This is a genomic window from Promicromonospora sp. MEB111 (genome assembly GCF_030209445.1).
GTDB lineage: Bacteria > Actinomycetota > Actinomycetes > Actinomycetales > Cellulomonadaceae > Promicromonospora.
Window position 1 is genome coordinate 68273 of sequence record NZ_JARVSD010000005.1, and the last position, 24845, is coordinate 93117.

The window sequence follows — 24845 nt, forward strand, 5'->3', positions numbered from 1 at the left end:
GGCGATCCTCATGTCAGTGGCCGGCTGTCACAGGTCGGCGAGCATCTGGTCCAGGCGGTCGATCTCCGCCATCTGGTCCGCGGCGATGTTGTTCGCCAGCTCCAGCACCCGCTCCTCGCTGCCCGCTCCGGCGACGTCCTTGCACATGGCGAGCGCACCCTCGTGGTGCTTGATCATGCCCTCCAGGTACAGCCGGTCGAACTCGGCCCCGGACGCGTCCTCGATCTTCGCCATCTCGGCGTCGGTCAGCATGCCGGGCATGTCGGCGTCGTGCCCGTGCTCCGGCGCTCGCGGACCCGAGCCGTCACCGCCCTCCGCGGTCACGGGCACGGGGTAGTCGTTCTCCTCCAGCCAGCCGGACATGAGGTCGATCTCGCTGGCCTGCACGACGTCGATCCGGCTCGCGAACGTCTTGAGCTGCTCGGACTCGGCACGCTCCGGCGCGAGCACCGACATCTCGATCGCCTGCCCGTGGTGCCAGATCATGTCGGTCAGGAACTCGGCGTCCGCCTTCGAGAAGGGCGCCTCCGCGTTCGGCGCTCCCTCGTAGTCCTCGGGCGCGATGGTCTGCGCGGGCTCCCCGGGCTTGCCCGGCTGCACGACCACCGAGCTCGGCGTCGAGACCGCCTCCGGCTCCTCGTCCGGGCCGCAGGCCGACAGCACGAGGGTCGGCGCGAGCACGGCCAGGCCGATCACTGCCGTCCGGGCGCGGGCTCGTCGTCCGGCACCTGTCAGCGTCTTCACGGGCGATCCTCTCGTACGGGCTGAAGTCCGCGTCATCGAGCGGTCATCGGCTCCCCTGCTCCGGGTCGCGACAAACCATGGACGACGCTGACGCCGGAATCTATCAAGGTGCTGTGACGTGGGAACACCATCGCCGGATGTCGCTTCCGCAGCACTAGGTGACGGTTTGTCACCACCATGTTAAAGATCCCGAAACTCCTGGTTCTGAGAGGTCCCTGTGAGCAACACTGCCCTCAACCGACCTAGGAGGTGTGACGCCCGTGCGTCGTCCAACCTTTACCCGACCTCGTGTGCGGGGCGCCGCCGGCGCCGCCCTGGCAGCGATGATCGCGGCTACGGCCTTCGCGGCGCCTGTTGCCGCGGACGTCGCAGCTCCGGACGTACCCCCGGGCGAGTCCGCGTCCGAGAACATGACCCACCTGAGCAACCAGCCCAAGAACGGCGCCCTCCAGGGCACCGGCTCGGACATCGCGTTCCAGGGCAAGTACGCGTTCGCCGGCAACTACGACGGCTTCACCGTGTACGACCTCTCCGACAAGGAGAACCCGGAGCAGGTCGTGCAGGTCTACTGCCCGGGCTCGCAGAACGACATCTCGGTCTACAAGGACATCCTGGTGCTGTCCACGGACTCGTCGCGCAGCGACGACTCGTGTGCCTCGACGTCGCTCCCCGCCACCGAGAAGGCGGCCTGGGAGGGCATCAAGATCTGGGACATCTCGAACCCGCTCGCCCCGGAGTACATCAAGTCGGTCGAGACCGAGTGCGGTTCGCACACGCACTCGCTTGCGCCGTCCAAGAACGGCAAGGACCTCTACGCCTACGTGTCGTCCTACTCGCCCAACGCGACGTTCCCGGACTGCCAGCCGCCGCACGACTTCATCTCGATCGTGAAGATCCCGGTGAAGCACCCGACGGCCGCGACGCTCGTCTCCACGCCCGTGCTGTTCCCGGACGGCGGCTACGAGGGTGACCCCAGCCGCAGCGCCTCCACCACGAGCGGCTGCCACGACATCACCACCTACGCCAAGTACGACCTGGCCGCCGGTGCGTGCATGGGTGACGGCATCCTGCTGGACATCAAGGACCGTGAGCGTCCCCGCGTGATCAGCCAGGTGCGCGACACGGAGAACTTCGCGTTCTGGCACTCGGCCACGTTCAACAACGACGCGACCAAGGTCGTCTTCACCGACGAGCTCGGCGGTGGCGGTCTCGCCACCTGCACCGGCGCCTACGCGCCGGAGCTGGGCGCCAACGGCATCTACGACATCGAGCGCGGGCGCCACGGCAAGAAGGAGCTCGAGTTCGCGTCGTACTACAAGATCCCCCGGATCAACACCGCCAACGAGAACTGTGTGGCGCACAACGGCTCACTGATCCCGGTCAAGGGCAAGGACATCATGGTCCAGTCCTGGTACCAGGGTGGCGTCTCGGTGTACGACTTCACGGACTCGGACAACCCGCGTGAGCTCGCCTGGTTCGACCGCGGCGAGGGCGTGAGCAGCGGCGGTACGTGGTCCACGTACTACTACAACGGCTACGCGTACTCGAACGACCTCGGCATCGGTTTCGACACGTTCGACATCGACGACTCGATCGACGGCAGGGCCGAGCGGGTCAAGCAGAAGTCGCTCAACCCGCAGATGCAGGAGCCGTTCGGGCACTGACCCGTTCCGAGCGTCCTACGACGTCTGACACCCGAGGCCCATCGGCAGTCCGCTGCCGGTGGGCCTCGGCATCTTCTTCGAGGCCGGGGTTGCTTCGCTTTGAGCGGCCGCAAAGCGGAGAAACCCCGGCCTCGAAGAGGAGTACCTGGTCACCCCATTGCGTTGAGCACACCGCATCAGGGTTTTCCGTGATGGCGCGGACGGTGCTTTGTGTGGGAACCTCCCGGACATGACGCCCCAGGACTCGACGACCGAGGAGGCCACCCCGCCGTCGGGCGAGGTGCCTGAGCACGAGCCCACGACCGCGCCGTCCGCCTACGGGCTCGGACGGCGACTGCGGATCATGGGCGCCGTCCTTGCCGGCGGCCTCGCCGTGGTGCTGGCGCTGCTGCTCTGGCTCGGCGTGCTGGTCCCGGCCAAGCAGGAGGCGGCCGGGTACTCGGAGGCCGACTCCGGCTACGCCGCCGTGGCGATCGAGCACAACGCGCAGGCCGTGCAGCTCGCGGCCCTCGCGCCGGGACGCTCCACCGACGACGACGTGCTCGCCCTGGCCGTGGAGGTCGGCGAGGCGTCGGCGGGCCGGGTCGACGAGCTCGCCGCCTGGCTGGAGGCGCGGGACATCCCGGTCCCCGCCGCGGGCCGGGAGGCGCTCGCGCTCGCCGAGGGCGGCCTGACGACCGAGGTGCCCGACGACGGCAGCGGGCCCCGGGCGGGTACGACCGCCCACTCCCACGAGGGCGGGAACCACGGCATGCTCACCGACGAGCAGATCGACGCCATGGCCGGTCTGAAGGGCTCGGAGTTCGACATCGCGCTGCTGGCCGCGCTGGTCGAGCACCACTACGGCGGGCTGCAGCCGGCCGACAAGGAGATCGAGGGCGGCACGGACGCCGAGGCCAAGGCGCTGGCGCAGTCCGAGGCCGACGCGATCCGGGTCGAGGTCGAGGACGTCCGCGACCTGCTGGCCGCCGTCGGCGGGCCGGGCTCCACGAACGACCAGACGAACTAGGTGTGACGGCGGGCGCGCCCTCGGGGCGCGCCGCCCCCGTCAGGGCGCCGTGACGAAGATGTCGAACAGCTCCGGGTGGTGCCCGTGCACCAGGACGGCGAACACCACGGCGTCGAACAGCAGGTGCACCGCCACCACATAGCTGAGCGACTTGAACTTCGCGAAGATCCAGCCCTGGACCAGGGCGAACGGCACGGTGAGCAGCGGCCCCCACTCGCGGTAGCCGAGCTCCCACAGGAACGACACGAAGATCATCGACTGCAGCACGTTGGCCACCCACATCGGGAAGTGCTTGCAGTACAGGGCGAACACGACGCAGATGAAGAACAGCTCGTCCCAGATGCCCACGGCGTTCACGCCCACGAACAGCCGCCAGATGTCCTGCGTCCCGTCCAGGTCGGGCCAGTTCAGGTACGCGCCGGACCCCAGAAAGTAGAACGGCAGCAGGAGGTATCCGATGATCACCACGAGGGCGAGGTAGATCCACTGTCCGCGGGTCCAGCGCTGCCCGGTCGCCACGGGGAAACGGATCGTGTCCTGCTTGAACACGAACCGGGACAGCGCCCAGGGCACCAGCACCGACCCGCCGAGCGCGAGCGTGAAGCGCAGCATCCCGGCGTCGGACAGGTCGGCCTTCAGCGAGATCAGCGAGATGATCCCCATGCCCACGCCGATCAGCGCCAGGTCGCGGCCCAGCGCCCGGTCGGCCCACAGGCCCAGCGCGATACCCAGCACCAGCGGCAGGTACGCGATCGGCCGGACGTGGATCGCGAACAGCAGGATCGCGGACGCCGACACGAGGAAGGCGGCCGTGAGGCGTGCCGGGCCGGCCAGCGGCGCGGGCAGGGTGAGGGTCACGGGGACGAGACTCCCACACCTCACGTGTCAGATGTACAGGTCACGGGAGGGATCTGTACGTCTGACACGTCGAGTCCCGGGGATCGGGCCTGGTTTCTCGTGTTACCGGAGAACTAGAGTCTGCGGGTAGTCAGGATTCACCCAGCATCCGGCCCGCCACGGGCCGGCCACCCCGGCAAGGAGGCCGTCGTGCGCTCACCCGAGCACGTTGAGCTCGTTCGGAACAATCCGGACCTTCCCCCGGTCGCGGTCATCGACCGCAGGCCCATGACCACCAGCAAGAAGCTCATCTTCGCCGCGATCGGGCTCGTCACCGCCATCGCGTGGGCCCTGGTCGCGTTCGTCCGCGGCGAGTCGGTCAACGGCGCGTACTTCGTGGTCGCCGCGGTGGGCACCTACGTCATCGCCTACCGCTTCTACGCCCGCCTGATCGAGTACAAGGTCGTCCGCCCGCGGGACGACCGCGCGACGCCGGGCGAGGAGCACGAGAACGGCCGCGACTACGCCCCGACCGACCGCCGCGTCCTGTTCGGCCACCACTTCGCGGCCATCGCGGGCGCCGGCCCGCTGGTCGGCCCCGTGCTCGCCGCCCAGATGGGCTACCTGCCGGGCACCCTGTGGATCATCATCGGCGCCGTGCTGGCCGGCTGCGTGCAGGACTACCTCGTCCTGTGGCTGTCCACCCGCCGCCGCGGCCGCTCGCTCGGCCAGATGATCCGCGACGAGATGGGCTCGGTCGGCGGCGCCGCCGGCCTGATCGGCGTGTTCGTCATCATGATCATCATCCTGGCCGTCCTCGCCCTCGTGGTGGTCAACGCCCTGGCCGAGTCGCCGTGGGGCGTGTTCTCGGTGGGCATGACCATCCCGATCGCCCTCTTCATGGGCGTCTACCTGCGGTACATCCGTCCGGGACGGGTGTCCGAGGTGTCGGTCATCGGCGTGGTGCTGCTGGTGCTCGCGATCGTCGCGGGCGGCTGGGTGGCGGACACCACCTGGGGTGCCGAGACGTTCACGCTCGACAAGGTGACCGTCGCCTGGCTCATCGTCGGCTACGGGTTCCTTGCCTCGGTGCTGCCCGTCTGGCTGCTGCTCGCGCCGCGCGACTACCTGTCCACGTTCATGAAGGTGGGCACGATCGTCCTGCTGGCCGTGGGCGTCATCGTCGCCCAGCCCGCCGTGCAGGCCCCCGCCGTGTCGAGCTTCGCCATCGAGGGCAACGGCCCGGCGTTCGCGGGGTCGCTGTTCCCGTTCCTGTTCATCACCATCGCCTGCGGTGCGCTGTCCGGGTTCCACGCGCTGATCTCGTCCGGCACCAGCCCCAAGCTGGTCGAGAAGGAGAGCCAGCTGCGGCTCATCGGCTACGGCGGCATGCTCACAGAGTCGTTCGTGGCCATCATGGCGCTGGTCACGGCCATCTCGATCGACCAGCACCTGTACTTCACGATGAACGCCCCGGCCACGCTCACGGGCGGCGAGCCCGGCACGGCGGCGGACTACGTGAACGGGCTCGGCCTCGCCGGCCCGCCCGCCACGGCGGCCGACATCCAGGGCGCCGCGGACTCGGTGGGCGAGGAGTCGATCGTCTCGCGCACCGGCGGCGCGCCCACCCTCGCCTTCGGCATGTCCCAGATCCTGGGCTCGTTCCTCGGTGGCTCCGCGATGACGGCGTTCTGGTACCACTTCGCGATCATGTTCGAGGCGCTGTTCATCCTCACCACGGTCGACGCCGGCACGCGCGTCGCCCGCTTCATGCTGTCCGACACGCTCGGCAACCTCGGCGGTCCGCTCAAGAAGTTCCGCGACCCGTCGTGGCGCGTGGGCGCGTGGATCTGCTCGATCGTCGTGTGCGGCCTGTGGGGCGCCATCCTGCTGATGGGCGTGACCGACCCGCTGGGCGGCATCAACACGCTGTTCCCGCTGTTCGGCATCGCCAACCAGCTCCTCGCCGCGATGGCGCTCGCCCTGGTCACGGTCGTCGTGGTCAAGAAGGGCTATCTCAAGTGGGCGTGGATCCCGGCGGTCCCGCTGGTGTGGGACCTCGCGGTGACCATGACGGCGTCGTACCAGAAGATCTTCTCGCCCGAGCCGAGCCTGGGGTACTGGGCGCAGCACAACGCGTTCCGCGAGGCGCGGGACGCCGGCGAGACGTCGTTCGGCACCGCCGCCGACCCCGCGGCGATGGACGCCGTCATCCGCAACACGTTCCTGCAGGGCACCCTGTCGATCGTGTTCGCGCTGCTCGTGCTGATCGTCGCGCTCGTGGCGCTGTGGGTCTGCGTCAAGGCGATCCGCGCGGGCGGTCTGCCGACGACGGAGGAGCCCGACGCCGAGTCGGCCACCTTCGCCCCGTCGGGTCTCGTCACGACCGATGCCGAGAAGGAGGTGGCGGCCCAGTGGACCGCCTACTACGAGGCCAACCCGGACAAGATCAGGACGGGGACGCACGCATGAGTGCGCTCGTGGCACGGACCCCCGGGCCGTTCGACGTCGTGCGCCGGGGCTGGCGCGCCCTGACCTGGTACGTCACCGGGGTGCTGGGCGAGAGCGACTACCAGCGGTACGTGGCGCACCTGCGCCGCGCCCACCCGGACGCCGCGGTGCCGACCGTCGGTGAGTTCTGGCGGGACCGGTACGCGGCCCAGGACGCGAACCCGGGCGCCCGCTGCTGCTGACCCGCGGCCGATGTGTCCGACGGACAGGTCACTCCGGTGACCCGTCCGTCGGGCACGTCCACGGTCACGTCAGGTGGTCGAAGTCGCCGTTCGTCCAGGCCGCGTGGCGGTCCGCCGAGCGCAGCACGATCTCGCGGGCGTCGACCGGGATGACGCCCCGGAAGTTGTTGTAGAGCCGGTCGAACTCGAACCGCGCCACGTGGTGCGCCACGCGCCGCACGACCGGACCAGACAGCGGGAGCCGGTTCGGGTAGCTGCGCATGAAGGACACCGACGTGCGGTCGGGGTTGGCGAAGATGGTGTCGCCGCTCAGCAGCACCCCCTTGCCCCCGGCGCCCGAGGCCCAGTGCGCCACCGCGGACCCCGGGAAGTGGCCGCCCGGCTGGCTCAGCGTCACGCCGGGCAGGATCTCGCGGTCGCCCTTCCACAGCTCGACGGCGTCGTCGGGCCGGGCGAGCCAGTCGGCGTCGGCCTCGCTGACCAGGATCGGGACCCCGCCGAGGCGGCGGCTCCACTCGACCTGCACCCCGTACATGTGCGGGTGGCTCGCCACGATGAACGCCAGCCCGCCGAGCTCGCGCACGGCGTCCACCGCGGCGTCGTCCACGTAGCCGGGGACGTCGAACATGAGGTTTCCCGCGGAGGTCCGGGCGATCTTCGCGGTGGGCCCGATGCCCACGTCGGGCACCGTGGTGAGGCCGTACAGGTCCGGCTCGAGCTCCTCGACCGCGATGCTCTGTCCCTCGGCCGCGAGCTCCTCCAGCGTGGTCCAGTGCTGCCCGTCGGCGGGCACCCACTGGCGTTCGTCGGCGCAGACGGCGCACACCTCGGGCCGGGACTCGTGCTCCACACCGCAGGTGCTGCAGATCCAGAACGTCATTCGAGGACTTCCCTTCGTCGGGCCGGTGCTCCGCCACGTCGCGTCAGCCGGTGCTTGCCACCTTGCGTCACCGTGCCGGCCGTGTCCAGCAATTCTCGGCCGGCCGGGGCCGGTCGCGGGGGCGAAACGGCGTGCCGGACCGGCGCGCCGCGGGTGAGACGTCTCGGATCGCGGCGAGACCTGGTGCGCGCGACGGGTCGTCCACCGTCTGCTGAGCGCGTCTCCGTCTCAAGGCGGAAGCGGTCGTGCCCCCGGTTTCCTACGCTGGGGGCATGGCCGTTGCCCTACCTCAGCCGGATCCCCGGCGCCCCGACGCCGACGCCCGGCAGCCCGCTACGGGTCCCGCCGCGCCGTCCGGCCGCGCCCAGAACGCCGCCGGTCGCCTGGCCGACTGGTTCGGCGTCGACTCCGACTGGGAGCGGGTGCCTGCCGGGCGCGACGCCTACCGCCGGGACCTGCTGCTGGGCGCCGGCTTCGCGGTGTTCGCGGCGGTCTCGATCGAGCTGGGCCACAGCATGGGCCTCTTCGAGGACGTCGACGTGCCGCTGTGGCTGGTCTTCGTGCTCGGTGTGGCCAGCACCGTCCCGCTCGCGTGGCGCCGCCGCTACCCCCTGATCTCGCTGGTGCTGGTGTACGCGGCGTGGCTCGCGCTCGGGCTGACCATCCCGCCCATCACGATGCTCATGCCGATGCAGATCATGTACTTCGTGGCGATGTTCACCGCGGTGGCCTGGGCGCGCGACCGGCGGGCCATGCTCATCGTGGTCAGCGCGTGCACCATGGTGATGCTGGGGTGGGTCGCCTGGATGTTCGCCGTGCAGCAGGGCATCGAGACGCTCCTGGAGGAGTATCCGACGCCGGCCGACTGGCCCGGTCAGGTGGACCCGTACCTCGCCAGCGCGGTGTACCAGGTCATCATGAACGTCGCGTTCTTCGGCGGCGCGGTGCTGGCGGGGCAGATGCAGTGGAACGCGGCGCGCCGCCGGGAGATCCTCGCCGACCAGGCGGTCACGATCGAGCGGCAGGCGGCCGCCCTCACCGACCAGGCCGTGGTCACCGAGCGGGTGCGGATCGCGCGCGAGCTGCACGACGTCGTCGCGCACCACGTGTCCGTGATCGGCATCCAGGCGGCCGCCGCGCGCCGCGTGCTGGACCGGGACCCCGCCCTCGCGGCCGAGGCCCTGGCCACGATCGAGCGCGAGTCGCGCGAGGGCGTCACGCAGATGCGGAACCTGGTGGGCACCCTGCGTTCGGTGCCCGACGGCGGCGCCTCCGCCGGGTCGGACGGCGCCTCCCGCGCGCCGGAACCGGGGCTGGCCGACATCCCGGCCCTGGCCGCCGCCGACGACGACGGCCTGGACACCACGTACCGCCAGGTCGAGGAACCGCCCGGCGCGGCCCGCGACGTGCCCGATCCCATGGGGCTGAGTCTCTACCGAACCGCCCAGGAGGCGATGGCGAACGTGCGGAAGCACTCGACGGCCCGGTCCGCGACGGTCACGCTCCGCGTGGTCCGCGGCCCGGAGGCACTGGCGGACGAGCGGTTCGCCCACGGTTACGCGGAGGTGGAGGTGCTCGACGACGGCCGGCCCCGCCACGGGACGTCCGGCTCCGGGCTCGGCCAGCTCGGGATCCGGGAGCGCGTCGCGACGCACCGGGGCGTGGTCGAGATCGGGCCGCGCGCGATCGGCGGGTACCGCGTGCGCGTGCGGCTGCCGCTGCCCGCGCCGGACGCCGCGTCGGAGGTTCTCCCCGCCGCCCGGACCGAGGCCGTCGGATGACGCGCGTGCTGCTGGTCGACGACCAGGCGCTCGTGCGTTCGGGCTTCTCCCTCATCCTCTCGGTGGAGGACGACCTCGAGGTGGTCGGCGAGGCGGGCGACGGCGCGACGGCGATCGAGCTGACGCGCGAGCTGCGCCCCGACATCGTGCTCATGGACGTGCAGATGCCCGTCATGGACGGTATCGAGGCCACGCGCCGCATCGTCGCGGAGGATCTCGCCAAGGTGCTCGTGCTCACCACGTTCGACCACGACGAGTACGTGTTCGACGGCCTCGCGGCCGGCGCCTCCGGGTTCCTGCTGAAGAACTCGGACGCGGAGCACCTCGTGGAGGCCGTGCGCACGGTGGCGGCCGGGCACGCGCTGCTGGCCCCGCAGATCACGCGACGGGTGATCGAGCAGATGGTGGCGGGGGAGCGGCCGTCGTCGGGCACGGTGGGTGCCCTGCGCGAGACGGCGAAGCCGGCGCCCGCGGGGCTCGCCCTCCTCACCCCGCGTGAGCGGGAGGTGCTGGAGCTGGTGGGCACCGGGCTGTCGAACGCGGAGATCGCCTCGACCCTGTTCCTCGGCGAGGCGACGATCAAGACGCACGTCTCGAACGTGCTGTCCAAGCTGCACCTGCGCGACCGCGTCCAGGCCGTGGTCCTGACCCACCGTCTGGGCCTGGTCTGAACGGGCCTGGTCTGAACGACGCGAGGTGCGCCTCTACCCCGTCATCTGGCCCGAAACAGTCCGTGTTCCGGGCCAGATGACGGGGTAGGCGAAGAAAGCGGGTCGCGCGCTTTCTTCGGTCCGGCAAGAACGCCGGAAATGGACTATTCAGCCTATTCCGCGGAAGGGCTCGCCGAGGGTTCCGGCGACGGGCTGGTCGACGGTTCCGGCGTCGGTTCCGTCGTGGGCTCCGGGGTCGGCGTGGGCGACGGCTCCGGGGTCGGGCGCGACGTCGGCTCCACGGACGGCTCCGGCGTGGGCTCCTGCGACGGCGGGTCGGAGGGCTCGGGCGTGGGCTCCGGGGTGGGAGTCGGAGTCGGGGTCGGCGTGGGCGTCGGCGTGGGTGTGGGCCGCGGCGTCGGCTTCTGCGTCGGCGGGTCGGTCGGCCTCGGCGTGGGCTTCGTGGTCGGCCGGGCCGGCGGGACGGGGTTGCCGGCTCCGGTGTCCGGCTCCGGCGCGATCGTGTAGTCGCTCGTCGGCGGCCCGTAGGTCTTCTCGGTGCTCTCCGGCGTGTTCTCCTGCGCCGACGGCGGCGGCGTGTACGTGAACGGGTTCTTCTGCGGCGCGGGCTTGCCGTGCACGTCGACCGTCGCGTTCTCGCCGGGCCCTGCCACGGGCTCACGCTTCAGCATCATGGGCGGCAGCCCCTGGAGGCTGTCGGCCGACGAGGCCCCTGCCGACGTCAGCCGGTTCTGGTCCTTGCCGGCCGGCTGCACGGCGACGGCACCCATGATTCCGGCCGTCAGCACCAAGGCCGCGGCCGTTCCTGTGATGAACAAACGCTTGCGCACGCTTCGCTCCCCCTGCGGGTTCAGATGTTGCCCGGTGCCCCTGTGCCACGACGTCCCGGCCCGTGGGCCGAACCGCCATTCATCCGGCGGAGTGCGTTGCACATTCCTCCGCGGACGGGCTTTCGAACAGTTCACGGCCGCCCTTGTTCTGAGCGGCGTTCCGGACGGGACAATACGTGGCAGAACGACGACGGCAACCGGAACCTGTAATACCAGGTCAATGCCCGCGCGCCGGGGTCGGGGTAAGGAGTGCGGTCGGCAGAATGTCACAAGTTTGGTACCTCGGAATGCCGACTTCCTGACATTTTGCCGACGACCATCCGGATCGGCCCGCCCAGGCCCGTCCAGCGGGGGAGTGCGGGTCCGACTTTCGGTGGATCCCGCGGGCGGCGTCGGCCTCTAGCGTGAGGGCCATGAGCGATCTGGAGGTGCGGGAGCTGACCCGCGTGTTCGCCTCGGGCGACACACCCCGGCGGGCGGTGGACGGCGTGAGCTTCACCGCGTCGTCGGGCCTGCTCACCGGGTTCGTCGGTGGGAACGGTGCCGGCAAGACCACCACCATGCGGATGATCATGGGCGTGCTGGCGATCACGAGCGGCGAGGTGCTGTTCGACGGCTCCCCCGTCACCCGGCACGACCGCCGCGAGTTCGGCTACATGCCCGAGGAACGCGGCCTCTACCCCAAGCAGCCCGTGCTGGACCAGCTCGTCTACCTGGCGCGGCTGCGCGGCATCGACGCCCCCGCCGCCCGCCGCGAGGTGCTGGAGCACCTCGACCGGCTGGGGCTCGCGAGCCGGGCGAAGGACCACGTGGAGAAGCTGTCGCTCGGCAACCAGCAACGGGTGCAGATCGTCGCGGCGGTCATGGGGCAGCCCAAGGCGCTCGTGCTCGACGAGCCCTTCAGCGGGCTCGACCCCGCCGCCGTCGACGCGATGGCCGACCTGCTGCGCGAGCACACCCGGCGCGGCGTCCCCGTGCTGTTCAGCTCGCACCAGCTCGACCTGGTGGAGCGGCTGTGCGAGCGGCTCGTCATCCTGGGCGGGGGCCGGCTCCTCGCGAACGGCACCCCCGACGGCCTGCGCGCCCAGGGCGTCACCCGGCACCGGCTGGTCCTGTCGGGCGACGCCGGCTTCGTGCGCGGAGTGCCCGGCGTGCTCGCCGTCGACGTGGACGGTTCGTCCGCCCTGGTCGAGGTGCACGACGACGCCGCGGCCAGCCGCCTCCTGGCGGCCGCCCTGGACCGGGGCACCGTCCAGGAGTTCTCCCCGGTGCGGCCGACGCTGGCCCAGATCTACCGCGAGGTGACCGCGTGAGCCGGAGCGGAGCCGCAGACTCACGCGGAGAGGACTCCGCGTGAGCCGGAGGCGCAGCGCAGGGTGGGGACCGAGGAACGAGGTGCGTGCCCGGAGTGGAGCCGCAGACTCACGCGGAGAGGACAGAGCATGACGAGTGCATGGATGCTGGTGGCGACCCGCGAGATCGCGGTGCGGGCGCTCAACAAGGGGTTCCTGATCGGCCTCGCGGTCACCATCGCGATGATCGGCGGGCTGGTCGGCTTCAGCGCCTACATGGACGGGCGTACCGAGTCGTTCGACGTCGCCGTCGTGGCCGGGGACGACGCCGCCCTGACGGCCGTCGAGTCCGCCCGCGACGGGGCGGCGGCGTCGGACCAGAACGTCGAGCTCGACGTGGTCCGGGTCGACGACGCGGCCGCCGCCGAGGCCGCCCTCGAGGACGAGACCGCCGACGCCTGGCTCAGCTCCGAGGCGACCCCCGGTGCCACCGGTGCCACGGGCGACGACGCGGCCACCGGCTGGTCCCTCTCCGGCTGGCGCGAGCCCGACGGCGACCTCGCCGGCCTGCTCGGCACCACCGTGCGCGACCAGGTCATGACCGACCGCGCGACCGGCGCGGGCACCACCATCGAGGCGCTCACGGCGGGCAGCGAGATCGAGACCCAGCGCCTCGACGGCAACCCCGTGGACCCGCAGGTCGTATTCCTCGCGGGGTTCGTGCTCGCGTTCCTGTTCTTCACGGGCGCGGTCGGCTCGGGCGCGATGATCGCGGGCAGCGTCATCGAGGAGAAGCAGTCCCGGCTGGTCGAGATCATCGCGACCGCCGTACCGCTGCGGCAGCTCCTGGCGGGCAAGATCATCGGCAGCTCCGTGATCGCGCTGGCCCAGAACCTCCTGCTGGCCGCCGTCGGGCTCGTCGGGCTCTCGTTCACGGACCTCTCGGCGGTCCTGCCCGCGATGACGGCCACGATGGTCTGGTTCGTCGTCTTCTTCACCGTCGGGTTCGTCGCCGTCGCGGCCCTGTACGCGGTCGCGGGCTCGCTCGCGTCCCGCACCGAGGACCTCCAGTACACGACGACCCCGCTGATGATGCTGCTCATGGGCGTCTACATCGTGACGTTCTCGGCCGACGGCGTGCTCGAACGGGTCCTGTCGTACATCCCGCCGGCGTCCATCGTGTCGATGCCGGTGCGGGTGCTCAACGGCGACGCGCTCTGGTGGGAGCCGGTCGTGTCGCTGCTCGTCCTCGTGGTCGCCACGCTGGGCGCCGTGCTGCTCAGCGAGCGCGCCTACCGGGGCGCGCTGATGCAGACCGGCGGCCGGGTCACGTGGAGGTCGGCCCTGGCCACGGACCGGGGCACTACCCTCGGGGCGTGACCGAACGCACCCAGCCCGACTCCGCCGCGCCCGGGAGCTCCGACCCCGAGAAGGTGCACACCTTCGACCTGATCGACGAGGTCCCGGGCGCGTCCGGCAGGACCGCCGGCCCCGACGACGTCCGTCCGGACGGCGCCGACCCGGGCGACGGGTCCGGCACCGCGGCCGACGGTGACGGAGCATCCGCGCCCCGGGAGCCCGGACGGGTCACGGTGGCGCTCGCGGGTGCCCGCACCGCCGTCGGGCGGACGGCGCGGCGGGGCGGGGCGGCCGTGCGGCGGCGGCTGCCGAGCACCCGCCGGGGCAAGGTGCTGCTGGCGGGCGGGACAGCCGTCGTCGTCGTGCTGGCGGTCGTGGCGGGGGTGCTGGTCGACGCCCAGGTGCGGCACCGGGATCTGCTGGCCGCCCCGGGCGGCGTGCGGAGCCTGGCGGAGAAGCCCACCGAGCAGTGGTCCGTCGACCTGGAGAACCCGATCTCGGCGACCCTGGTCGAGATGCCGGGCCTCCTCGCGATCGTCGGGGACGAGCAGGTCCGCGGCGTGGACCCGGCCACGGGCGAGGTGCGCTGGACCGTGCACGTGGGGCAGTACCCGGACTGCGGCCCGACGGGGCGGCTCGGCGTGGGCGGACCGGTGTCCGCGGAACCGGCCGACCCCCTGGTCTGCGTCAGCTCCGGTGAGGCTCCGCAGGAGGTGACCGTGATCCGGCCGGACGGCACGACGGCGAGCCGCGAGCTCGACGAGGGCGCCGTGGTCGCCCCGGCCGCCGACGGCACGCTGATCACGTTCGAGCTCACGGGTGAGGAGCAGGAGCCGCGGCCCGTCGTGGTCGACAAGATGGGCGCCGCCCACCTCCCGAAGGGGTTCACGGGGCCCGACCTGGTGGTGCGCCGGGAGGACGCCGCCACCGGCGCGGAGCGCTGGAGCGAGACCGTCGCGTTCGGCGCCCCGCTGCCCGAGAGCTGCGTGACCTACGACGACAACGCGCCGAACCTGGACGTCGCCGGAGCCCTGGGCTGGACCCTGCTCGACGGCGTCCTGGAGGTGCAGGGCTGCGGCGTCTCCGCGGCCTTCCTGCTCGACGGCACGCGGCTCGACGATCCCGAGGACCCCGCGGACGCCCCGGCCGGCGGCCTGGACACCGCGTCGTTCGCGGCCCTGCCCGACGGCGGCTGGGTGCAGCCCGCGGCGGAGCCCGCCGCCGACGGCGCCGCCCGTGACGCGGTGCACCTCCCGGGCGGCGGCGCCGTGACCCTCGACGGCCGGGCCCTCGTGCCGTGGGCCACCGACGGCCGGGATCCGGGGCTGCTGCTGGCCCGCGTGGGCTCGCGGACGAGCGCCGTGTCCACCGACGGCAAGGACGCCGGGGAGGTGCTCTGGACCGTGCCCGACCTCGCGGTCGTCGCGGTGCTGGCGCGGGTCTCCGGTACCGCCGTGGTCATGGACGAGGAGGGCGAGGTGCACGGGATCGACCTCGGCACCGGCGCGGAGCGCTGGACCGTCGACCCGGACGTGCTCTCCACGCACGGCATGGCCTGGACCGTGGAGTCGATGATCTTCGGGGCCTACACGGACGGCGACACCGTGCTGTTCCCGGCGTCCGCGGACCCCGCGGGCGACTCGTCGGGGCTGCGGCTGCTCGCGATCGACGTCCGCGACGGCTCGGTGCGCTGGGAGGTCGACCAGGACACCCCCTACACGCAGGTGATCAGCGTGGACGGCTACGTCGCACAGATCACCCAGCAGGGTGTGGTGGGGCTCGGCTGACTCGCGGGACCCGCGAGTAGGATCCGGCCATGTCGCGGCCTGACCAGCAGGAACCCATCGTCTTCGAGCTGGTCGAGCACAACGGGCCGGACGCGGGCACCGACCACGGCGACGCCGACCCGGACGGCTCCCCCGGCCGTCGTGCGCCCCGGCTGCCCCGCGTGCCGCGGCGCACCTGGCTGGTCGCCGTCGCGGCAGTCGCGGTCGTGGTGGTGGGCGTCACCGCCGTCGACCTGGTGCGCGACCACCGGCGGGCCGAGGTGATGCGCACCTCGCCCATCGGGGTGGCGTCGCTCGACGACCCGCTCGCGAAGGCCTGGACCGTGCCCTTCGACGTCGCCGCCCCGGGTGGGGACCAGACGTTCGTGGACCAGCAGCTCCTGACCATGGACGGGCTGCTCGTGGTGCCCCCGGGCACCACGCGCGGCTTCGCCCAGGTGGACGTCTCCACCGGAGCCACGAAACCCGCCCGGGTCGGGTTCGAGGACGTCGTGGCCGTCGACCCAGGTTCGGGTGAGGTGGCCTGGCGCGTGCCCCTGGGCGAGAACCCCGTGTGCGGGCCGTCCGGCTACGACGCGTCGGTGTCGGCCGACGAGCTGGTGTGCGTGCAGGGCCCGGCGGACGCGCGCGAGGTGCTGACCGTCGCGGCGGACGGCGGTACGCGGACCCGGGCGGCGGACCTGGCGGACGGCGAGCAGATCTTCCCCGGGCCGGACGGCACGGCGGTGCGGGTGGTCCGGACCGGTGGCGCCGCCGAGGAGGCGGTGTGCGACCTGGGCGTCTGCACGCCGTCCGTCCTCACCGAGGGGCGCGACGTGCTGGTCACCGCTGAGGACGCCGCGACCGGCGCCGAGCGCTGGACGAGCACCCTGGAGTTCGAGCCGGTCGAGGTGATCAACTGCCAGCCGCTGGGTGACGGGTTCGAGCAGGGGAGCGTCGACGCCGACCGGGTCACCGTCCTCACCGGCGCGGAGTCCGTCACCGTGGACGGCTGCGGCATCTCGGGCGTGCTGTCGGTGAGGGGCGTCCGGCTCGACCTCGCCGGCGAGTCCGATGCCGACGCCGACGTCGCCGGCGATCCCGGCCTGTCCTCGCACGCCTGGGTGAACGAGCTCGGCCCGGACCTCTTCGCCGTCGAGTCCGATCCCATGAGGACCGTCGTCGTGGACGGCGCGGGGAAGGTCCTGCGCACCCTGGACGGCTGGATGCAGGGCGGGAACGTGTCCCCCGACGCTCCCGACGACCTCTGGTTCGTGACGGCCCGGTCGGGCGGCTACGGGTTCGAGGCGGTGCGCGAGGACGGGTCGGTGGCCTGGAAGGACATGAACAGCCAGCGTGTCCTGCTCGTCGGCCGCGACGTGGTGGTCGCGGACCGCGGGTCCCGGGTGGTCGGGCTGGCCCGGGACACGGGCGAGCAGGTCTGGTCGTGGGAGAGCGGGGACATGGCGGGCATGGCCCGCTACCGGGTGCTGACCGACGGCGAGACCGTGGTCCTGGAGCACATGCGCCAGGAGGGCACCGGCGCGGGCCTGCTGGTGGCGCTCGACCTCGGCACGGGCGAGCAGGTCTGGGACGCGCCGCTCGCGGGCTCCGCCGTCGCGGTGGACGGGCACGTCGTGGAGGTCGGCCCGGAGGGCCTGGCCGGCCTGGGATGACCTCCCGCGAGGGGCTGATCTGAGGCACCGGGCGGCGTTACGCTCGCCGCATGGCGCGCGACCCGGACGAGGGCGCTGCGTACGTCTTCGACCTGGTCGACGACGACGCGGCCGACCCGGGCGCGCTGCTCGGCGCCGCCCGGACGGACGGTACGGGCGGCCCGGGGAACCCCGACCGCGGTGCCGGTGCGGACGGTGCCGGAGCCGACGGCGCCGGAGCTGACGGCGCCGGGTCCCCGGCGGGCGGGCCGGCGGTGTCGGGCGGCCAGGTCGTCACGTGGCGCCGTGCGGCGCCGCTCGTGGCCCTGCTCGCGGTGGCGCTGGGCACGGGGCTGGCGGTCGACGGCGCGCGTGACGCCGCCCGGATGGAGCGGATGCGCGACGCCCCCGGTGGGGTCGCGGACCTGTCCGTGCCGCTCGACGAGACCTGGGTCTGGCAGGGCAAGGTCGACCTCGGCGAGGGCATGACCGACGTCGCGGTGCTCGGCGGCGACCTGGTGTTCGAGTCGGAGGGCGAGCTGGTCGCGCTTGACCCGGCCACGGGCGAGGAGTCCTGGACGGTCGAGCTCGGCGCAGGCCCGGAGTGCGGCCCCACGGTGTCGCCGGTGTGGGACGACCCGACGACGCCGTCGCTCGTGTGCCTTCAGGAGCGAGGCCGCGAGACCGAGGTGATCGTGGTGCGGCCGGGCGGCGAGACGTCGGCCCCGCGCCTGCTCCCCGCTGCCGACGCCGCCCGGTACGGGCAGCCGCACACCGGGCCGGACGGGACGGTCCTGCGCGCGCGGCGCGTCGGGCCCGAGACGTCGCTGGGCGAGGACGTCCGGTGCGACGAGTCGGGCGAGTGCAACGGGCAGATCGTCGACGGGCGTGACCTGGTGCTCCGCGCCGAGGACGCCGTCACGGGCGAGGAGCGCTGGAGCGTGACGGTGCCGTTCCACCCCACGGAGGCCGCGCAGTGCACCAGCTCGTTCAGCGCGGCCTGGGGGAGTTCGGAGAACCGCATCCACCTCAGCGGGCAGCTCGCCCCCGAGGCCTTCGGCGCCCGCGTCCGGGCCGACCTCGTGAACGTGGAGGGCTGCGGCGTCCAGGCCGCCGTCACGTCGTCCGGGGTGCTGCTCGGCAGCCGCCTCGAGCCGGGTTCGAGCGTGGTGGGACGGCTCGACTCGGGGGGATACCTCGGGATGACCTGGGACGGCGTGACGCGCACCCTCCTGTACGACGCCGACGGCGCGACCCGGGGCAAGGTGAGCGGGTACGTGATCGCCCCGAAGTCCACGGACGAGGCCGGCCCGGCCACCCTGCTCGCGATCGACGAGCCGCGGCGTCGCCTGTCGGCCCACGAGGCCGACGGGACCGCGCGCTGGGACATCGCGCTCCAGTCCGGCGGGCAGGAGTTCCTCGCCCAGGTGGGCGAGACGGCGGTGATCACCACGGGGGCGGGGACCGTCCGGGGCCTCGACCTGGCGACCGGCGAGGAGAGGTGGACCTGGGACGGCTCGGACCCCGACGTGCTGGCCGACGGCGGCTACTTCGGCACCGCCTACGTGGTCCAGTCGTTCACCGACGGCGAGGTCGTGCTCCTGCTGGCCGAGGGCAACGGCACCGTCGCGCGGGGCATGGTGGCCCTCGACGCGGGCACGGGCGAGGTGGTCTGGGACGAGGCCGGTGGCGGGCCGGGCACCACGCTCGACCCGCACGACGGCGACGTGGTCCGGCAGGGTGTCACCGGCGACCTGGTCGCGGTGGACGGGCACCTGATGGAGGTCGGGTCGGTCGGCGTCCGCGGTCTCGGGTGAGCCGGAGGCGGCTCCGGCATACCCTCGACCTCATGGCGCGAGAACCGGGCGAGGGCGGTCGGCTCGTCTTCGACCTGGTCGACGACGCCGCGGGTGCCGAGGCGCCGTTCACCCGGTCCGGCCCCGACGAGCCGCCTCCTCCGGACGGCGACGAGGGCGGCGCCGGTCCGGACCCGGACGGCCCGTGGCCGCCGCCGGGCGCGCCGAGCGGGAGGCTGCGCCTCCTGGTACCGGTCGCCGCGGTGCTGGCCGTCGTGCTCGGGACCGGCCTGGCCGTCGAGGGCGCGCGGGACGGCGCGCGGATGGAGCGGATGCGCGACGTCAGCGGCGGCGTCGCGGACGTGTCCGTCCCGCTGGCGGAGACCTGGCGGTGGGAGGGCCTGGTCGGGTCCCGGAAGGCGATCGACGAGGGACGCGGCAACGAGGTGGCCGTGCTCGGCGACGTCCTGGTCTTCGAGTCCGACGGCGAGCTCGTCGCGCTGCGCCCGGCGACGGGCGACGAGGCGTGGACCGTGCCGCTCGGGGAGAACCCGGACTGCGGCCCGTTCGGGGCCGCGGGCTGGGCCCGGACGACCACGCCGTCCCTGGTGTGCCTGGAGGGCTCGGGCCCGGACCGGGCGGTCACGATGGTCGGGCCCGACGGCGTCGTGTCGGCCCGGCGGGAGCTTCCGGCCGCGGACACCGACCGGTTCGGGCTGCCGCGGCCCGGGCCGGACGGCACCGTGCTGCGCGCGCGGCGGGCGGGACCCGGGTCGGCCGTGGACCTGGGCGACGCGCGGTGCACGGACACGGGCGAGTGCTCCGGCACGGTGGCGGACGGCCAGGGCCTCGCGCTCCGCGCCGAGGACGCCGTCACGGGCGACGAGCGCTGGAGCACGGTCGTGCCCTTCCGGCCCACCCGGGCCGACCAGTGCAACAACTGGCTCGGCTCGTCCTGGGACGGCTCGGGCAACGCCGTGGACCTCGCGCAGATGATCGATCCGAGGGTCTTCGGCGCGCGGATCGGCGCCGACCTCGTGCAGCTCTACGGCTGCGGCATCGAGACGGCCGTCACCCCGGGCGGGGTGCCGCTCGGCACGGAGATCGAGCCGGGGACGGGCGGTGTGAGCAGCCTCGTCTCGGGCGGGTACACCGGGTTCACCTTCGAGGGCATGGTGCGGACGGTCCTGTACGACGGCGACGGCGCCGTCGTCGGCGAGATCGAGGGGCACGCGCTGGAGCCGGGGGTGACGGACGGCCAGGGTCCGGGCGTGCTGCTGGCCATGGACACGGCCGGACCGCGGCTGCGGGCCTACGAGACCGACGGGACGCTGCGCTGGGACGCCACGACGCGCGCCGGCGGCCAGCTCTTCCTCGCCCAGGTGGCCGGGACGATGGTCGTGATGACCGGGGCCGGGGACGTGCGGGGCCTGGACGCCGCGACCGGCGAGACACGCTGGGTCTGGGACAGCACGGACGACGCCGACGGCCGGTACCCCGAGGACCTCTTCGTGTCCCGCACGTTCACGGACGGCGAGTCGGTGCTGCTGCTCACCGAGAACGGGTCCGGCGGTGCGGGCCTGGTGGCACTCGACGCGGCCTCGGGCGAGATCGTCTGGGAGCAGCACGGTGACACGGCGGTCACCGGCGGCATCTACCAGGGGTTCGACACCTCGCTCGTCGCCGTGGACGGGCACCTGCTGGAGGTCACGCCGTCGGGCGTCCGCGGCCTGGGCTGACGGAGCGCCGCGGGCGGCCCGCGCTCTGGGTGAGCGGACGGCCCGTGCGGCATACGCTCGGTGGTATGGCTCGTCACGCGGACGACGACGCCGTCGTCTTCGACCTGGTCGACGACGAGGGACGCCGGACCGCGTCGTCCGCCCCGCCGTCGGTCGAGGGCGAGGACGCTCCGGGTGAGGGTGCCCCGGACGGGGACGGCCCGGGCGAGGCCGGTCCGGCGTCCGGCGGGCCGCGTCCGGCGGGCGACCCGGCGCGTGCCGCGGTCCGGCGGCGGCGCACGCTCGTCGGCGCCCTCGTGGTCGCGGCGGTGCTGGGCACCGGGCTCGTCGTCGACGGCGTGCGCGACGCCGCGCGGGCCGAGCAGATCAGGTCCGTGCGCGGCGGCGTCGTGGACGTGTCCGCGCCGCTGGACGAGGTGTGGGCGTGGCGCGGCGCCGTCGGCTCGCGCCGGGCGTTCGTGCGGGGCGAGGGCAACCAGGTCGCCGCCCTCGGCCCCTTCCTCGCGTTCGAGTCCGACGGCGGGCTGCTGGCCCTGCGCGCGGCCAGCGGCGAGGAGGGGTGGACCGTACCGCTCGGGGAGGACCCGGACTGCGGGCCGACCGGCTACCTGGGCTGGTCGGGGGTGGCGACGGAGGTCCTGGTCTGCCTCCAGGGTTCGGGGGCGGAGCGCGAGGTCTTCACCGTGGGGCCCGACGGCGTGGCCTCCGCGCCGCGCGCGCTCGACGCCGGGGACGAGCAGCGGTACGGCTACGCCCGGCCCGGCCCCGAGGGGACCGTGCTGCGCGCCCGGCGGATCGGGCCCGAGCCGGCGGACGGGGACGGCGCCCAGTGCCCGGACGAGGGGGAGTGCAGCGGGACGGTCGCGGCGGGCCGGGACCTGCTGCTGCGCGCCGAGGACGCCCTGACGGGCGAGGAGCGCTGGAGCGCCGTCGTCCCCTTCCGGGCGATGGCGGCCGAGGGCTGCCGGGCCGGACCCTTCCTGCCCTGGGACGGGAGGGACGACATCGTGCGGTCCGGCGAGCACCTCGACCCCGAGGGGTTCGGTGCGCGGATCGAGCCGGGCCTCGTCCAGGTGTGGGGGTGCGGCTTCCGGGCCGGCGTCACCGCGGACGGCGCCGTGCTGATGATGGAGGGCGTGCCGGGGTTCGCGTCGGTGGTCGGCCTCGACACGGGCGGGTACGTCGCGCAGACGATCGCCCAGCGGTACGCCGGCAGGATGGACAGCGCGCTCTACTCCCCGGACGGCGCGGCGGTCCGGAAGGTCGCCGGGACCCTGAACCGCCCGCAGACCACGGACGATCCTCGTGCGGCCACGCTCCTCTCGACGGAACCGCCCGGGGGGCGCCTGCGGTCGTACGCGGCAGACGGGACGCAGCGCTGGGACGTCGCGGTGCGGGACGGCACGGCCCAGTTCCTGGCCCAGGTGGACCGGACGGTGGTGACCACGACCTGGACCGGGGGTGTGCGCGGGCTGGACCTCGACACGGGCGCGGTCCGCTGGACGTGGCGCACGCAGGGCGGCCTGTACGACTGGCCTTACGAGAGCAGCTATGTGTCGCAGGCCTTCACCGACGGGCAGTCGCTCCTGCTGCTCCTGGAAAGCGGGAGCGGCGACCAGGGGCTCGTGTCGCTCGACGTGGCCTCGGGCGAGCTGGTCTGGGACGGGACCTCGTCGCACGTCCTCACCCCGAAGCCGGACACGATGCTGCTCGCGGTGGACGGGAACCTGCTGGAGGTCTCGCTGGACGGGGTCCGGCGGCTGGGCTGATCCGCGCTGCCCCCGCCGGATGTCGGTGAGCCGTCCTAGGGTGGGCCCATGGTGAGAATCGGCGCGCACGTGGACCTGGCCGACGCGATCGGGGCGGCCAAGGCGCTCGACGCGGACGCGGTGCAGGTGTTCCTCAGCGACCCGCAGGCCTGGAAGGTCCCGGACCTGCCCTACGAGGGCGGTGCGGAGGCGCTCCGGGCCGACGCCGCGGCGGCCGACGTGGACCTCTACGTGCATGCGCCGTACGTCATCAACGTGGCGTCGACCAACAACCGGATCCGGATCCCGAGCCGCAAGCTGCTGCAGCAGATCATGGACGGGGCGGCCGCGATCGGCGCCAAGGGCGTCGTGGTGCACGGCGGGCACGTCACCGCGAACGACGAGCCGGCCAAGGGCTTCGACAACTGGCGCAAGGCCATCGACGCGCTGGAGACCGACGTCCCGGTGCTCATCGAGAACACCGCGGGCGGCGACTACTCGATGGCCCGTCGGCTGGAGCGGATCGAGCAGCTCTGGGCGGCGGTGACCGCCGCGAACGGCGGGGACAACGTCGGCTTCACGCTCGACACCTGCCACGCCTGGGCCGGCGGCATCGACCTCGCGACGGCCGCCGACCAGGTCCGCGCGATCACGGGCCGCATCGACCTGGTGCACGCCAACGACTCGCGCGACGACGCCGGCTCGGGTGCGGACCGGCACACCAACTTCGGCCGCGGCCTGATCCCCGAGGAGCTGCTGGTGGGCGTGATCGCGGCCGCGGGTGCCCCCGTCATCTGCGAGACCAAGGGTGAGATGGCGCCCGACATCGCCTGGCTGCGGGAGCGCCTCGGCTGATCCGTAGGCCCCCGGTGGTCGAGCATGCCGGGACGACCTGGCAGGATCGGACGCATGGCGACGACGCAGCGGGTAGTGGTCACGGGCGCGAGCGGAAAGCTGGGCCGGTTCGTGGTGGAGCACCTGGTCGACTCCGGGTACGACGTGGTCTCGACCGACCGCGTGGCGCCCGCGCCGGGCAGCCCCGGTGACTTCACCGTCGCGGACCTGACCGACCTGGGCCAGGTCGTCGAGCTCCTGTCCGGCGTGGACGAGGGCGGGGCGGCGGACGCCGTCGTGCACCTGTCCGCGATCCCCGCGCCCGGCATGGCCACCAACGCGGCGACCTTCCGCAACAACGTGCCCAGCACGTACAACGTGCTGCGGGCCGCCCAGGTCCTGGGCATCCGGAACGTCGTGACGGCCTCCTCCGAGACCGTGCTCGGCCTGCCGTTCGACGTGCCGCCGCCCTACGTGCCGGTGGACGAGGAGTACGACGTGCTGCCGCAGTCCACCTACTCCCTGGGCAAGTCGCTCGAGGAGGAGATGGCCAGGCACTTCACGCGCTGGGACCCGGAGCTGAAGGTGGCCGCGCTGCGGTTCTCCAACGTGATGCGCCCCGAGGACTACGCGCGCTTCCCGTCCTGGCAGGACGACGCCGCGGCCCGGCGCTGGAACCTGTGGGGCTACATCGACGGGCGCGACGGTGCGCAGGCGGTGCGCCGCGCGCTGGAGGCGGACTTCACCGGGTTCGAGGCGTTCGTGATCGCCAACGACGACACGGTGATGGTGCGGGACTCGGCGGACCTGGTGGCCGAGCAGTTCCCCGACGTGCCGGTCCGCCGTCCGCTGCAGGGCCGCGAGACGTTGCTGAGCATCGACAAGGCCCGCCGGGTGCTGGGCTATGCGCCGCGGCACCGCTGGCAGGACGAGGTCTGACGGCGGCGGCTACGCCCGGGCAGTCGCGCGGGCCGCGCTGCCGACGACGGCCCGGCAGCTCCGGAGGAACGAGTCCCCGACCCGGGACGGGTCGCCGAGGTAGCCGGCGACCATGACGCCGTCGCGGAGCAGCATCAGGTCCTCCGCGACCGCGGCCGGCTCGGCGAGCCCCAGCGGGGCGACGAGCCGCTCGAACGCGCGCACCCACCACCCGCGGTGCTCGTCGACGACCTTGCGGACCGGGCTGTCGCGATCGGGGTACTCGGCCGCGGCGTTGATGAACGGGCACCCGCGGAAGTCGGGTTCGCACGCCATGGCCCCGGTGTGCCCGGCCATCAGGGTCAGCGTGACGTCGACGTCGCCGTCGCCGTGGGCGATGGCCGCGTCCACGCCGGCGCGCTCCTGCGCCGCGCGGTGCTCCAGGTAGGCGACCACGAGGTCGTCCTTGGTCTTGAAGTGCCGGTAGAACGTCACCTTCGTGGTGCCGGCGCGTTCGATCACCTTGTCCACGCTCACGGCGCGCAGGCCGTGCGCGTAGAAGAGCTCGTTCGCCGCCTCGATCAGGCGGTCTGACATTGATCCGCGCACGGTCGCGATCATACGTGGCC

At 73.0% G+C, this 24845-nt stretch carries 20 protein-coding genes; 15 read left to right on the plus strand and 5 right to left on the minus strand.

What is annotated here, in order from left to right; translation table 11 throughout:
- Positions 1-27 precede the first annotated feature (27 nt).
- Entirely contained in the window at positions 28-744 is a 717-nt protein-coding gene (locus tag QRN56_RS05325; protein WP_285101734.1) for a DUF305 domain-containing protein, read from the minus strand.
- 323 nt (positions 745-1067) lie between these two features.
- Between QRN56_RS05325 and QRN56_RS05330 the strand changes: the two genes are divergently transcribed.
- Positions 1068-2408: an LVIVD repeat-containing protein gene (locus QRN56_RS05330; RefSeq protein WP_285101736.1), complete on the plus strand. Its 1341-nt coding sequence runs from the start codon at positions 1068-1070 to the stop codon at positions 2406-2408.
- A gap of 229 nt (positions 2409-2637) precedes the next feature.
- Complete coding sequence (locus QRN56_RS05335; RefSeq protein ID WP_285101738.1) at positions 2638-3417, plus strand: DUF305 domain-containing protein; 780 nt, start codon at positions 2638-2640, stop codon at positions 3415-3417.
- A 39-nt stretch (positions 3418-3456) separates the two neighbouring features.
- Here QRN56_RS05335 and QRN56_RS05340 read toward each other — a convergent pair whose 3' ends face one another.
- The gene (locus tag QRN56_RS05340) at positions 3457-4275 is read right to left on the minus strand and encodes a CPBP family glutamic-type intramembrane protease (protein WP_285101739.1); all 819 of its coding nucleotides are present in this window, start codon (positions 4273-4275) and stop codon (positions 3457-3459) included.
- Positions 4276-4542: 267 nt separating this feature from the next.
- On the opposite strand from QRN56_RS05340, the gene QRN56_RS05345 reads away from it, so the two are divergent.
- Together QRN56_RS05345 and QRN56_RS05350 are read left to right on the plus strand one after the other, a co-directional pair.
- The gene (locus QRN56_RS05345) at positions 4543-6726 is read left to right on the plus strand and encodes a carbon starvation CstA family protein (protein ID WP_285101740.1); all 2184 of its coding nucleotides are present in this window, start codon (positions 4543-4545) and stop codon (positions 6724-6726) included.
- Positions 6723-6947, plus strand: coding sequence for a YbdD/YjiX family protein (locus QRN56_RS05350; protein WP_285101741.1), 225 nt, complete (start codon positions 6723-6725; stop codon positions 6945-6947). Before QRN56_RS05345 ends, QRN56_RS05350 begins: the two co-directional genes overlap by 4 nt.
- A gap of 64 nt (positions 6948-7011) precedes the next feature.
- Here QRN56_RS05350 and QRN56_RS05355 read toward each other — a convergent pair whose 3' ends face one another.
- Positions 7012-7827, minus strand: a complete 816-nt coding sequence (locus tag QRN56_RS05355; RefSeq protein WP_285101742.1) for an MBL fold metallo-hydrolase — start codon at positions 7825-7827, stop codon at positions 7012-7014.
- A gap of 272 nt (positions 7828-8099) precedes the next feature.
- Between QRN56_RS05355 and QRN56_RS05360 the strand changes: the two genes are divergently transcribed.
- Together QRN56_RS05360 and QRN56_RS05365 are read left to right on the plus strand one after the other, a co-directional pair.
- The gene (locus QRN56_RS05360) at positions 8100-9608 is read left to right on the plus strand and encodes a sensor histidine kinase (RefSeq protein ID WP_285101743.1); all 1509 of its coding nucleotides are present in this window, start codon (positions 8100-8102) and stop codon (positions 9606-9608) included.
- A complete protein-coding gene (locus QRN56_RS05365) occupies positions 9605-10279 on the plus strand; it encodes a response regulator (RefSeq protein WP_285101745.1) in 675 nt (224 codons plus the stop codon). Before QRN56_RS05360 ends, QRN56_RS05365 begins: the two co-directional genes overlap by 4 nt.
- A gap of 152 nt (positions 10280-10431) precedes the next feature.
- Here the strand turns inward: QRN56_RS05365 and QRN56_RS05370 are convergent, their stop codons facing one another.
- The gene (locus QRN56_RS05370; protein ID WP_285101746.1) at positions 10432-11109 is read right to left on the minus strand and encodes a hypothetical protein; all 678 of its coding nucleotides are present in this window, start codon (positions 11107-11109) and stop codon (positions 10432-10434) included.
- Between the two features lie 413 nt (positions 11110-11522).
- On the opposite strand from QRN56_RS05370, the gene QRN56_RS05375 reads away from it, so the two are divergent.
- From QRN56_RS05375 to QRN56_RS05415, 9 genes are all read left to right on the plus strand, one after another.
- Positions 11523-12422 carry an ABC transporter ATP-binding protein gene (locus QRN56_RS05375; RefSeq protein WP_285101747.1) on the plus strand — a complete coding sequence of 300 codons (900 nt, stop codon included), beginning with the start codon at positions 11523-11525 and terminating at the stop codon, positions 12420-12422.
- A gap of 129 nt (positions 12423-12551) precedes the next feature.
- Positions 12552-13781, plus strand: a complete 1230-nt coding sequence (locus QRN56_RS05380; protein ID WP_285101749.1) for an ABC transporter permease — start codon at positions 12552-12554, stop codon at positions 13779-13781.
- A complete protein-coding gene (locus QRN56_RS05385) occupies positions 13778-15547 on the plus strand; it encodes an outer membrane protein assembly factor BamB family protein (RefSeq protein ID WP_285101751.1) in 1770 nt (589 codons plus the stop codon). Before QRN56_RS05380 ends, QRN56_RS05385 begins: the two co-directional genes overlap by 4 nt.
- A gap of 29 nt (positions 15548-15576) precedes the next feature.
- Positions 15577-17202, plus strand: coding sequence for an outer membrane protein assembly factor BamB family protein (locus QRN56_RS05390; protein ID WP_285101752.1), 1626 nt, complete (start codon positions 15577-15579; stop codon positions 17200-17202).
- 50 nt (positions 17203-17252) lie between these two features.
- Positions 17253-18998 carry an outer membrane protein assembly factor BamB family protein gene (locus QRN56_RS05395; RefSeq protein WP_285101753.1) on the plus strand — a complete coding sequence of 582 codons (1746 nt, stop codon included), beginning with the start codon at positions 17253-17255 and terminating at the stop codon, positions 18996-18998.
- Positions 18999-19030: 32 nt separating this feature from the next.
- On the plus strand, positions 19031-20716 hold the full coding sequence (locus tag QRN56_RS05400; protein ID WP_285101754.1) for an outer membrane protein assembly factor BamB family protein: 1686 nt from the start codon (positions 19031-19033) through the stop codon (positions 20714-20716).
- A 65-nt stretch (positions 20717-20781) separates the two neighbouring features.
- A complete protein-coding gene (locus QRN56_RS05405) occupies positions 20782-22485 on the plus strand; it encodes an outer membrane protein assembly factor BamB family protein (RefSeq protein WP_285101756.1) in 1704 nt (567 codons plus the stop codon).
- A gap of 48 nt (positions 22486-22533) precedes the next feature.
- Positions 22534-23319 carry a deoxyribonuclease IV gene (locus QRN56_RS05410; RefSeq protein ID WP_285101757.1) on the plus strand — a complete coding sequence of 262 codons (786 nt, stop codon included), beginning with the start codon at positions 22534-22536 and terminating at the stop codon, positions 23317-23319.
- A gap of 54 nt (positions 23320-23373) precedes the next feature.
- Positions 23374-24237: an NAD-dependent epimerase/dehydratase family protein gene (locus tag QRN56_RS05415; RefSeq protein ID WP_285101758.1), complete on the plus strand. Its 864-nt coding sequence runs from the start codon at positions 23374-23376 to the stop codon at positions 24235-24237.
- A 9-nt stretch (positions 24238-24246) separates the two neighbouring features.
- On the opposite strand, the gene QRN56_RS05420 is transcribed toward QRN56_RS05415, so the two are convergent.
- A complete protein-coding gene (locus QRN56_RS05420) occupies positions 24247-24813 on the minus strand; it encodes a TetR/AcrR family transcriptional regulator (RefSeq protein ID WP_285101759.1) in 567 nt (188 codons plus the stop codon).
- Positions 24814-24845 lie beyond the last annotated feature (32 nt).